The organism is Mucilaginibacter rubeus (genome assembly GCF_014643835.1).
In the GTDB taxonomy this organism is placed as follows: Bacteria; Bacteroidota; Bacteroidia; order Sphingobacteriales; family Sphingobacteriaceae; genus Mucilaginibacter; species Mucilaginibacter rubeus.
On the sequence record NZ_BMKD01000003.1, the window covers coordinates 421,566 to 434,303 of the forward strand.

8 protein-coding genes are annotated in these 12,738 nt (G+C 44.2%); 6 read left to right on the forward strand and 2 right to left on the reverse strand.

From position 1 onward, the window contains the following. The 5 genes from IEX80_RS12010 to IEX80_RS12030 all read left to right on the forward strand — a co-directional run bounded on the left by IEX80_RS12010 (nucleotide 1) and on the right by IEX80_RS12030 (nucleotide 8,970). The gene (locus tag IEX80_RS12010; RefSeq protein WP_090531535.1) at nucleotides 1-1,323 is read left to right on the forward strand and encodes a vanadium-dependent haloperoxidase; all 1,323 of its coding nucleotides are present in this window, start codon (nucleotides 1-3) and stop codon (nucleotides 1,321-1,323) included. A gap of 15 nt (nucleotides 1,324-1,338) precedes the next feature. Continuing rightward, nucleotides 1,339-2,904, forward strand: a complete 1,566-nt coding sequence (locus IEX80_RS12015; protein WP_188833035.1) for an FG-GAP repeat domain-containing protein — start codon at nucleotides 1,339-1,341, stop codon at nucleotides 2,902-2,904. 16 nt (nucleotides 2,905-2,920) lie between these two features. Continuing rightward, nucleotides 2,921-4,474: an FG-GAP repeat domain-containing protein gene (locus IEX80_RS12020; RefSeq protein WP_188833036.1), complete on the forward strand. Its 1,554-nt coding sequence runs from the start codon at nucleotides 2,921-2,923 to the stop codon at nucleotides 4,472-4,474. Between the two features lie 169 nt (nucleotides 4,475-4,643). After that, a complete protein-coding gene (locus IEX80_RS12025) occupies nucleotides 4,644-7,433 on the forward strand; it encodes a glycoside hydrolase family 2 protein (RefSeq protein ID WP_188833037.1) in 2,790 nt (929 codons plus the stop codon). Between the two features lie 217 nt (nucleotides 7,434-7,650). After that, on the forward strand, nucleotides 7,651-8,970 hold the full coding sequence (locus IEX80_RS12030) for a flavin monoamine oxidase family protein (protein WP_354437284.1): 1,320 nt from the start codon (nucleotides 7,651-7,653) through the stop codon (nucleotides 8,968-8,970). Between the two features lie 111 nt (nucleotides 8,971-9,081). On the opposite strand, the gene IEX80_RS12035 is transcribed toward IEX80_RS12030, so the two are convergent. After that, entirely contained in the window at nucleotides 9,082-10,284 is a 1,203-nt protein-coding gene (locus IEX80_RS12035; RefSeq protein ID WP_188833038.1) for a family 8 glycosyl hydrolase, read from the reverse strand. Nucleotide 10,285: 1 nt separating this feature from the next. Beyond that, entirely contained in the window at nucleotides 10,286-11,236 is a 951-nt protein-coding gene (locus tag IEX80_RS12040) for a LysR family transcriptional regulator (protein WP_188833039.1), read from the reverse strand. Between the two features lie 89 nt (nucleotides 11,237-11,325). Here IEX80_RS12040 and IEX80_RS12045 point away from each other — a divergent pair, with 89 nt between their 5' ends. Next, entirely contained in the window at nucleotides 11,326-12,729 is a 1,404-nt protein-coding gene (locus tag IEX80_RS12045; protein WP_176623173.1) for a TolC family protein, read from the forward strand. The last annotated feature ends 9 nt before the right edge of the window (nucleotides 12,730-12,738 follow it).

Genomic DNA, 12,738 nt, shown 5'->3' on the forward strand with positions numbered 1-12,738 from the left:
ATGAGATGCTTTAAAATATTTATAGCCGTTGCGGGTTGTGCCCTTGTTTTAGGTTGCGGTAGTAAGCCTAAAAAAACACCGATGATGAAAGATGCTGATGTTATACATAACAACATTGATCAGCTTACGCAGGTTATTATTTATGATGTGTTCAGCCCTCCCGTAGCAAGCCGTATTTATGGATATACCTCGCTGGCTGCTTATGAGGCAATACGTTATTCTAATCCCGGATACAATTCAATTACAGCTCAGCTGCGGGGCTTTGGTAAACCTCCCGAACCAAAGGCAGGGGTAAAGTATAATTATACGCTTGCGGCTACATCAGCGTTTTTTGCAGTAGCTCATAAGGTTACCTTCTCTATCGATTCGCTCAAAAAATATGAGGCCAAGGTTTACGCCATGTATAAAGACAACATGGATGATTCAACCTATGCCCGCTCAATGGCATTTGGCGAAAAAATTGGCAAGTACATCTTAAAAAGAGCAGCAGTTGATAATTATCCCCAAACCCGTGGCAAGCCAAGGTTTTTGGGCAACGATAATCCGGGTAACTGGCATCCTACTCCTCCCGATTACCTGGATGGTGTTGAGTTTTGCTGGGGTACTATGCATACTTTCGCCGTTGACACCTCAACCATGTTCCCTTTGCCTCCGCCACCTGCTTTTAGCGAGGATAAAAACAGCGAGTATTTTAGACAAACAATGGAGGTGTATAACCAAAGCAAAAACATTACGCCCGAGCAAAAAACTATTGCAAAGTTTTGGGATGATAATCCTTTTGTTATTGAGCATAATGGCCACATGATGTTTGCTAACAAGAAAATCACCCCGGGCGGTCACTGGATCGGCATAACCGCAATTGCCTGCAAGCAAACCCATGCTGATGTTGTAAAAACTGCGCAGGCTTATGCACTTACCTCAATAGCTTTGTTTGATGCTTTTATTTGCGGCTGGCAGGTTAAGTATGAAACTAATTATATAAGACCGGTAACCATTATCAATGATAAAATTGACCACGACTGGTTGCCAATGCTGCAAACACCACCATTCCCCGAGTATCCGAGCGGCCACAGCGATATCAGTGGGGCCTCGGCTGTGGTGCTTACGCATTTATTTGGCGATAACTTTGCCTATCAGGATACCAGCGATCTGCGTTACATAGGCATGCAGCGCCATTTCGACTCATTTTTGAAAGCTGCCGACGAAACTTCAATAAGCAGGTTTTACGGCGGCATCCACTTCCGGAACAGCGTTAATCAGGGCGCTGTACAGGGCAAACAGGTAGGCGAATATATCTGGAAAAAATTAAAACTTAAAAATTAAGGGCTGAGCTATTTTATGAATTTAAAAAAAAGCTTATTAACCATATCATACCTTTTTTCATTTTCTGCAATATTAGCCGGTTTAACGCTCATCAATAGCTGCAAGCGGAAACCGGCATATCAACCTTATAAATTTACCGGCGATGTGATAGTTGATGGTAAAAACCTGGTACAATTAAAGTGTACCCGCTGCCACTCGTTAGTGCCTGTTGATGCATTACCTAAGGATGTTTGGCTTAACCACACGCTGGTTAATATGGCCCCGCTGCTGCATATTTCAACTTATGGCGGTTCGTCATACTATAAGGATAATCCGCTTGATACTACCGGCGCCACTATTGCCGAATGGACAGCCATTTTAGATTATTATAAAAAAGCTGCACCCGACACCTTGCTGCCGGCTAAAAAGCCAATCCCATTAATAAATGATTGGGCTGGTTTTACACTTAAAAAGCCTGCACGGGTAGGTTATACCGCTTTTACTACTATGCTTGCTGCCAATGCAGCTACAGGGCGTATGTATAGTGCCGACGCTGTGGATGAAAAATTGTATACCTGGGACAGTAATTTAAAAATGGACTCCCTCGCCAAATTTCCATCAGCCGCAGTTGGGGTTAGTTTTGACAAGGATAGTGCCGGGAATAATATAGGCTTTTTCGCCTGTATTGGGCGTATGGCACCGGTTGATTTTCCGAATGGTAAAGTAGTTAAAGTGAACCTTGATGCGCAGCATGTTAATAACGAGCAAACTTACATTGCATCTGATTTGCCCCGGCCTGTTGGCACAATAACAGGCGATTTTAATAAGGACGGTTTGCAGGATGTTGTAGTTTGCGGTCAGGGCAAATTTAAAGGAGGCGTTTACCTGCTTAAGCAAAATAAGGATCATACGTATGAGCAACAAACCATTTATGACAAGCCGGGCGCTGCACAAGCTTTAGCCGGCGATTTTAACAACGATGGCTGGACAGATGTAATGCTGTTAACCGGAAGCGGCGATGAAGGCCTTTGGTTGTTGTTGAATGATCAAAAAGGAGGATTTACAACCCGGAACCTGCTATATTTTCCGCCGGTTTATGGTTCAAGCAGTTTTCAATTGGTTGATATGGATCATGACGGCAAACTTGACCTGGTACTAACCTGCGGCTACAACTACCGTGATTCGAGGATTCTGAAACCTTACCACGGCTTATACATTTTTACCAACACGGGCGACTGGAACTTTAAACAACGCTGGTTTTACCCTATAAATGGTTGTACTAAAGCCATTGCCACCGATTTTGATGGTGATGGAGATATCGATATTGCTACGATAGCTTTCTTTGCCGATATGAAAAATACGCCTGCCGAAGAGTTTGTTTACTTTGAACAGGCTAAACCTTTAGACTTTAAGCCCCACGCTTTGCCAATTAGCAAGCTTGGCCACTGGATGTGCATGGAAATTGCAGATTTGAATAAGGACGGCAAACCCGACATTGTATTAGGTAATTATGCAGATGGTTTTATGTTCCAGGATGGTTTTAAACCTAATTGGGACCAGCACCTGCCATTGATAATGCTTGAAAATCACACCAAAAAGTAAAGCGATACCGAACTGTATGAGGAAAGCAGGAGGGGTGAGCATAATAAAACGAAACGTATTGTTGCTGACTATAATATTCGCAGCTGTTGTTATTGCCGCATTGAATAGTTGCGGCGATAATGAACCGAGCGACGAAGAACTTTTGGCCGACGCTAAAAAAACGGCGTTCCAACATTGCGGCAGCTGCCATGAACCACCCGATGCTTCTTTACTGGATAGTGCCACCTGGGACAAGCACATATTACCGGCCATGGGAGCAAAACTTGGCATGCGCTCCTTTATGGACCAGTATATAGCAGGTCCGGGGGCCACGCTGTCTCTTGCTGACTGGACAAAGATTGTTGTGTACTATAAGTACGCCTCACCCAAAAAACTAAAAATTCCCAAACCGGATGCTTTACTCGATTCGGCTATATTTTCGGTGAAAAGACCTGTTAATGTTGACACAAAATCAGGGGAGGCCATGACCACCATGGTTAAGTTTAATGATGTTGATAAGCACTTTTATGCAGGAGATGCCGGCAATAAGCTTTACCGCTGGAATAGTGACCTTACAGCTACCCTGATAAAAAAATTCCATTCGCCAATAACCGATGCTACCTTTTATCAATCGGCAACCGAACCTAACAGCGTCGTAGTTACCTGCATCGGGATACTTCCGCCTAATGATCAACTCAAAGGAACCTTAACACATATTAATCTCGACAAGAAATCAAAAGATACCACCCTAATGGCCGATAGTCTGCCACGCCCGGTTAAAAGTGCGGCGGCCGACTTTAACAAAGATGGCCTGATGGATTATGTTAGTTGCGGTTTTGGCCGCGACCGGGGTGGTTTGTTCCTATTACAGCAACAAACTAATCATACATTCAAAAGAAAGATCATCCGTGCAGTTCCTGGTCCTGAAATAGTTTATACCGGCGATTTTAACAGCGATGGCTGGCCTGATATTGCCTGCCTGTTTGCCCAGGCCGATGAAGGGATCTGGCTGTTTCTGAACGATAAAAAGGGAGGATTTACTACCCAAAATATCATACGTTTTCCATCTGTATATGGGTCGAGCAGTTTCCAGTTGGTGGATGTTAACAATGACGGCAAACTCGACATTGTATATACCTGCGGCGATAACAATGATTACTCGCCTATATTTAAGCCCTATCATGGAGTTTATATATTTACCAATCAAGGCAACTGGAAATTTATACAAACCTACTTTTACCATATCAACGGCTGCTCCAAAGCAATAGCCGCCGATTTTGATAAGGATGGAGATCTTGATCTTGCTGTAATAGCTTTCTTTCCTGATTATAAATATCATCCTACCGAAGGTTTTACCTATCACGAGCAGGTTAGTCCGGGAAAGTTTAAAGTACACGAGGTTCCGGTTAATTTATTAGGCCGTTGGATTTCGATGGAAGCCGGTGATATTGATGGCGATGGCGATACTGATCTGGTTTTGGGCAATTTTTCAGTAGGGGCGCAGGGCCTGATGAACCAAAAGGATTATAAACCCAACTGGGATATGTACGAGCCAATTATTGTACTGCAGAATAAAACAATCAAGAAGTAGGGTTTCATTAACCGTTTTAACAAGGACAGAGGTTGTCTTGATAAGAAACTGGTAAATTGATTACTAAAGCCCCAAAACGTATCATTTGTACAATAAATTGATAAATAAGTACCGCTGTATCTGGTTGTATGTTAAGTAGTTTTGCCATACTTATTTATTGATATACTAAATGAACAAAAGTATCCGCTCTGCTTTAAGTGTTATGGCAGCCTGTGTTTTGCCCGCCATTGTTTCGGCACAATCAGGAGTTGTAAAACAAGTTAAATTAAGCAATTTCGATCTGCAATCATCGGCTTTGGTAAGTGCACCAGGCACTGAACTTTCCAATACACAATACCACTCGCCGGTATACTGGTTTCCTGTAAAAGTACCATCTACAGTACTCACCGGACTGGTGGCCAATCACATTTATCCAGACCCATACCAGGGCCTTAATAATATGCTGATCCCTGATGCCTCCGATCAGTTTAATAAAGAATATAACCTGGAACAATACAGTCATTTACCCAATGACCCTAATCCCTGGAAAAAACCATACTGGTACCGCACTACTTTTAAAGTGCCTGCCGCAGATAAAGGCCGTCGTTTCCAATTGATCTTTAAAGGTATCAACTACCGGGCAGCTGTATGGCTTAACGGCAAGCAAATTGCCGACAGTACCCAGATGGCTGGTATGTTTGCTGAACATAACCTTGATGTAAGCAATATAGTTAAAGCTGGTGCTGAAAATGCCCTTGCCGTAAAAATTTATCCGCTTGATTATCCGGGATATCCTGCAAAGGAGCAGTTGAAAGCCCTCGGTCCGTTTTATGAAAATGGGGGGCCAACGGGTGATATCGGCAAAAACGTAACTATGCTTTGCTCATCAGGATGGGATTGGATCCCGCCCGTGCGCGACCGTAATATGGGGATCTGGCAGCCGGTTTTTCTGCGTACAAGCGGTGCCGTGACTATTAGCAGGCCAAAACTGGTTACTGATCTGCCAAACCTGCCCGATACCGGCATAGCAAAGCTTTCATTAAACCTGACATTAACAAACAATACAACTGCAACGCGTGGTGGTAAACTCACCATCAGTATAAAGCCCGAAAATTTTGCAGGCGTACCGGTTCAGTTTAGCCAGTCTGTGGTTGTACCAGCCGGTGCCGAAAAAGCGGTCGACTTAAATGCCGATAAGATTAGCCAGCTGATAATCCATCAGCCTAAATTATGGTGGCCTAACGGTTATGGTAAAGCAAACTTATACCGGATCCGTATGCAGTACGCTGAAGGGAATACTGTAAGTGACGATACCACTTTTGTATTTGGCATCCGCAAGGTGGCCTCAAAAGCCGAAACTACAGCCAATGGTTTTGTACGCCGTAAGTTTTATGTTAATGGGAAGGAAGTGCATTTGGTAGGTGGCGCCTGGGTACCGGATATGATGGTGAACCGCGATTCGGCCCGTTATGATTATGAGATGCACCTGTGCCGCAATGCTAATGTTAACCTGGTACGTATTTGGGGCGGTGGCGTTACTGAGCCGGACGCTTTCTGGAATGCTGCCGATAAATACGGGCAGATGGTATGGTCGGATTTTTGGATCACCGGCGATACCCAGGGCGAATTTAAAGGTTCGCCTGATTGGCCGCTGGCAGGTAACGTATTCATCAAAAACGTAGAAAGTACCATCTATCGCATCCGTAACCATCCGAGTTTATTGGTATGGACAGGAGGGAACGAAGGCCATGCCCGTAAAGAGCTATATGATGTAATGCGTAATGATATCATCACTTTAGATGGTACGCGTCCGTTCATTCCAAGTTCATCGGGTTTTGCCAAACTGCCTGCCGGCTGGAAGGGCTCGTGGCCTGATGAGATGCCATCGGGTGTTTACAGCGGTGGCCCGTACGAGTGGAAGGATCCTAAAGACTATTATAAGCTGGCCGATGATGCTAAGGATTGGGTATTTAAGGATGAAACAGGCTTACCGTCGCAGCCGCCTTATACTACCCTGCCAAAGATCATCCCTAATTTGGTTTGGGATACAAATTTGCCATTCCCGCTTAATAATTCATGGGGCTACCATGACGCGGCAACCGGAGCCGGTAAATATGATAAGTATTATGAAGAAATGACCAAAAGGTATGGCAAACCAAGTAGCATCGTTAATTTTTCGGACAAGATGCAGCTCATGAACGCCGTAGGCTACCAGGGTATTTTTGAAGCCGATGGTCATAAACTGAACGAAACCGGCGGCGTAATGCTCTGGAAGTTAAATGCGGCCTTGCCAAGTGTAATATGGCAGATCTACGATTGGTACCTTGAACCTAACGCAGGCTACTATACAATGCAAAATGCTTGCGAACCTGTTCACATTCAATATAATTATGATAATTCGTCGATAGCTGTCATCAACCGTACGCACCATGCAACAGGCAGCTTAGCTGCAACGGCCGATATTTATGATATCAACAGTAAACTGATAAAATCAGAAAAGGTTGGCAATGTAGGATTAGCACAAACCGGAGTTAAGGAAGTGATCCAGCTCAAAGATGCACTTGCCAATACCAAAGGCGTAAGCTTTGTTGTATTAAACTTAACTAATGCCACAGGCAAAAATGTATCACATAATGTTTACTGGTTATCGGCCACTGATGACTTTACATCATTGAATGATATGAAACATGCGCAGGTACAAGGCAAAGTGATCAAAGCTGAAAAAGGAGTAAGTGAAAATAAATGGACTATGCAGTTCACCAATAACTCCAATCAACTGGCATTTTTTGTCCGCCCGCAATTGATGAAAAACGGTGAGGAGGTAATGCCAAGCTACTGGACAGGCAATTACTTTAGCTTGGCGCCGCGTGAAAGCATCACGGTATCCGTTAGCGCTCCTGTAGCCAAATTGGGCATGGTAAAACCAACGATATTACTTGAAGGCTGGAATTTGGATAAGCAGGTGATAACGCTACCGTAAAACTTTTTAAACTTAATATTCTCGCAAAGGCGCGAAGACGCAAAGATTTTTTCTTAGCGGCTTTGAGCCTTTGCTTTTTGTCTTTGGCGCAAGTCTTGTGTGTTTGGATAGTGGTTGGGGGGACTTGTGCCGCGTTCTGTTTTCAAAGTTAAATTTTGTTTAAGAATGACTTGTCATACAGGCGGAGCTTTAAAAATCTGCTTATCTTGCTCAACGCATTTTACATATGGAAAATACAGATGTAATTATCATTGGAGGAGGAGCAGCCGGCTTGATGGCCGCCCGTACGCTTGCCAAAGCTGGGAAGAATATTGTATTGCTTGAAGGGCGTAACCGACTTGGAGGTCGGATCCATACGCTGGAACATGGTACATCTTTAGAACCTGCAGAGCTGGGCGCCGAATTTATTCATGGTGATTTACCCATAACCCAAAGCTTGCTTAATGAAGCCGGCATTAAATATAATCCGGCCTCGGCCTCTATGTGGAAATATGAAGATGGGAAGTTTATAGCCGAAGGGCACGTTATTGAACATTGGGACGAATTTCTGGAAAGCATTATGCAGCTGAAGCATGACATGAGTATTGAAGCGTTCCTGCAACAGGAATTTTCGGGCGAAAAGTATGCAGGTCTCCGTGAATCAGTGAGAGGATATGTATCTGGCTATGACAACGCCGATCCAAAAAAAGCCAGCGCCTTTTCTATCCGTAAAGAATGGCAAAATGAGCACGAAGATGCGCAATACCGTGTGGAAGGTGGTTATTGCCGGTTGATCAGCCACCTGGCAGATGAATTTAAACAGGGAGGTGGGCATATCTACCTAAATGCCGTTGCAAAAGACATTGACTGGGGCCAACATCATGTTACGGTAAGCACAGACATAGGGATAACCTATCAGGCCCGACAATTGCTGATTGCTGTACCGCTTGGAATTTTACAGGCCGAAGCGGGACTGAAAGGCACCCTGAGTTTTGATCCCCCGGTTGATTATTATATTAATGCGTTGAAATCGCTTGGCTTTGGTGCGGTGATCAAAGTTTTGCTTGAATTTGACGAAGCGTTTTGGTACAGCGATGAAACCCGGAAAATGACCGGTGCCGATCTCGAAGATATGGGCTTTCTGTTTTCAAACGAGGTCATACCCGTTTGGTGGACCCAGATGCCTGTACATCGCCCGCTGCTTACCGGTTGGCTTGGCGGGCCACCCGCTGCAGCCCGTATAAATACAAGCGATGAAGATATGCTGATAGAAGCCCTTGGTTCTATCTCGAATATCTTTAAGATAGATATCGCGAAGCTGAAAGAAAAACTCCTTACCTGGAATGTAATCAACTGGACAGCCGATCCATTTTCGCGCGGATCATACAGCTACGATACCACAGAAACGGCTGAAGCAAGGAAGATTTTGAGTCATCCAATAGGCGATACCTTGTTTTTTGCAGGCGAATATTTATATGAGGGTATAGCTATGGGGACCGTTGAGGCTGCGCTTACCAGTGGTTTAAGGGCGGCGGAAATGTTGTTGGATTATGAGTAATTAAAACCATGTCATTGCGAGCGTAGTGTGGCAATCGTATACTATACAGAGCGGCCTTGCCTCCGTGCGATTGCCACACTACGCTCGCAATGACATGAACAGTTGGAGGCGCTATTCCACCTTCCAATAATTCCCACTCACAATAATCATATCCAACATTTTGATAGTATTATCGTAATAATCATAATCCTTCAGTTTAAAAGCCACGAGATAGTCCCATACCTTGTTAAGCCACTGCTGATTACTTTTGTCGACCATGGCAGATACCGTAAAGGGAGCAATAAAACTCAATGCTTCAAAGTATCGCCCTTTAATATCATTTCCTTCAAGCGTATACCCTGCCGAAATATTATCAGGGTCGCCGTTGGTAGTTTCTTTGATCCATCGGTTTATCGGGTTTACAAAAGCTTTTGCGCGCTTATCGCCATATAATAAATAATCAGTTGTTATGCGCCATGGAACACGACATGCATTGTAATTATAATAACCATCATACTTTGACTCCATGTAGTTGGGCTGAGCAGGCCGGGCTTTAGTCTTTATTCCTCTGATAAAATCGGGCACCAGGCCTGCATCCGGGCTGTAGTTTTTTTGCAGATAGCCGAATAAGCGGTAGTTGTTATCAATGACTTTCTGCCATTTACCGGTTTTTGAGGCACTTTCAAATGCTTTAAAGTTGGCAGGCATAAAATCAGAAGCGCGCATATCATAATAATCTTCGCTATCTCCGTCGCTGCCATCGCTTAATAAAACAGAAAACGTTTTAGGATTGATTTCATAGTGCATAATTGCCGCCATCGCGATCCTGGCTTCCTGCAGGTAGTTGATATGGCCTTTGCTTCCCCATTGCTTATCAGCTAACAGAAGGGAATATGCGATATCTATATCACCATCGGTGGCGGCATCCCGGTCGTGGTTTTTACAGTTCTTTAGCTGGGCCCAGGCCATTAAATAAGGGGATGCTTTGGCCGGATGAGCTTTGTAATAATTATACAAGCCGTCGTAAACGGTTTTTGCCTGTTTATCATACCCGGCCATTAGCGCGGTAATCACCATACCGTAACCCTGCCCTTCGGATACGCACTCTTTCCCGGGCTTTTCAAACCAAACATAAAACTGTTCTTTATCGCAGCCCGGTTTTATATACCTGTGTTTCCATTGATCGTAAAAACTGGTTACCTGCCTATCCAACTGTTGCTGATTGAGGTGATTGGGCTTGATTGTACCGGAAGTATACTTACAATGTTGCGGAAACGGCCTTAATGCAACCTGTGCATGAAGGCCGTTGAGTATAAATATAGAAAGTAGCAGCATGCTATATCGCACGCAGTTCGGGGTAAGTAGCAACCTCTTCAACATTATTACATAGTAGCTCGGTTTTGCAGAAATGGTTTTTTAAACAGCTCAAAAAGTTTTGAATTACCGGTGTATCCTTACAAGTAGCGGCATACCACGTGCGTTTTGCTATACTGTGATGTAATGGTTTTGTAACAATGTGTTTACCGGGGAGGTATGGCTTCACTATCCAGTCGGCCATAACGCTTATTCCGAGGCCTGCATTTACCATCTCAATAGTGGCATCAGTATAGTGGATCCGGTTAAGTGTTTTGGGCTTTACATGCTGCTCCTGGATCAGCGTTTCGATGACCGGAGTCTCCTGGTAAGAGGGGTCATAAAGGGCCAGAATTAACTCCTGATCCTGGAAGTCGCAGATGTCAATAACGGCCTTTTTTGCAAGCGGATGATCGGCCGGTAAAATGCATATCAGGCGGTCTTCAAAAATGGGTTCATAAACGATTTGTGTGTTCACCATTTGGGTGCGCACAATACCCAGGTCAAGGTCGCCACGCATGAGGTATTCGAGCGGTCGGCGGCTGGCATCCGAAACTATATTTATGTTAATATCAGGCCATTGGCTCTTGAAATCCTTAATTACACCAGGCAGCCAGTGGTACGCTGTATAACACTGCATACTGATATTGAGCTTGCCTGTTTTGCCATTTTTATAGTTGTTAATATCTTCTTCAAGGGTGCGTATTTCGGCCAATATTTTTTCCGAACTTCGTAGAAAACGATAACCCACTTCGGTAAGCTGAAGCTTCTTTCCCTGGCGATGGAACACCTCTATATCCAGTTCCTTTTCCAGCTCTTTTAACTGGTGGCTCAGGGCCGATTGAGTTAGGTGTAAAGCGCTTGCTGCTTTGGTCAGCGAACCCTCTTTTGAAATAGTATCAACTAACCTGAAATGATGTAGTGCAATATTCATTATTAGTTTTGCTAATGATTTACACAAAATTAATTCATTTTTTTCATGAATCATATAGATATACATTTGCCGTGTATAAAATACACCTCATGTTAAACACAAATTCAAAAAAATTACTCCTGTTTTTTTTGAGTGTTTCATATGTCTTACACGTACAAGCTCAGCAAAAAGTCCTTTCCATTAAGGATGCTGAACAAATGGCCCTTGCTAACTATGCTTCCATCAAGTCGAAGGCAAACCAGCTTAACGCCTCTAAGGCATACCTCAAAGAAACAAAAACGGAGTATCTGCCGGATGTAAATTTCTCCGCGCAGCAGGACTACGGAACAGTGAACGGCCAAAACGGACCATCGTATGGTTACCGTGGCTTGTCGGTATCCTCATCGGGGCCAGCTTTGGCCAAACAGAACTGGAATGCCGCTTTTGGGGCCCTCTATTTAACCAACGTTAGCTGGGACTTTTTCGCCTTCGGCAGATCAAAGCAAAGGATCGGCGTACAGAAAACCATCGTATCGCGCGATGAAACAGATCTTGCACAGGAGCAATTTCAGCACCAGGTACGTGTTGCTGCTACTTACTTAAACCTCCTTGCGGCTCAGCAACTTGCCAAAGCACAGCAGGATAACCTCAACCGTGCGATGGAACTGCAAAAGGTAGTAGTTGCCCGCGTAAAGAACGGTTTAAATCCGGGCGTGGATTCATCATTGGCCAATGCCGAGGTATCTAATGCCAAAATAGCGCTTACCAACTCACAGCAAGCCGTGCAGGACCAAAGTAATCAGCTATCTATTTATTTAGGGATACCCGCGCAGGAATTTCAATTGGATAGCGCTTTCATTACCAGGCAGCCCAATAACCTGGAAGCGTTAAGTGCTGTTGCCGCGACCGATCATCCAACTTTGAAATTCTATCAAAACAGGGTAAACGTGAGCGATCAGCAGGCTAAATATCTCCGCACTTTCGCCTTGCCAACCTTTAGCTTGTTTGGTGTTTACCAGGGCAGGGGATCGGGCTTTAAGTCGGATTATGGCGTTGATCAATCAAGCTATACCGGCAGCTATGGTGCAGGTGTTGATCCAACCCGTTATAACTATCTGTTTGGTATTGGCATGATTTGGAACTTTACAAACGTTTTCAGGACGCACTACCAGGTTCAATCGCAAAAGTTCACTTCAGAGCAATTGAAAAACGACTACGAACTGGTTGATAAGCAACTGGAAGCGCAGCGTACCCTGGCCGAAACACGCATAAGCAATGCCCTTAAAAATGTAAACGAGGTACCGGTTGAAGTATCGGCCGCTAACAACGCTTACATTCAAAAATATACACTGTACAAAAACGGACTATCAAATATAGTTGATTTTACACAGGCGCTTTATACCCTTAACCGGGCCGAGGTTGACAAATACATAGCCCTGAACAATGTATGGCAGGCGCTGCTGTTCAAATCAGCAGCTACCGGCGATTTCGGGATTTTTATCAATAATTTTTAACAGTTACAC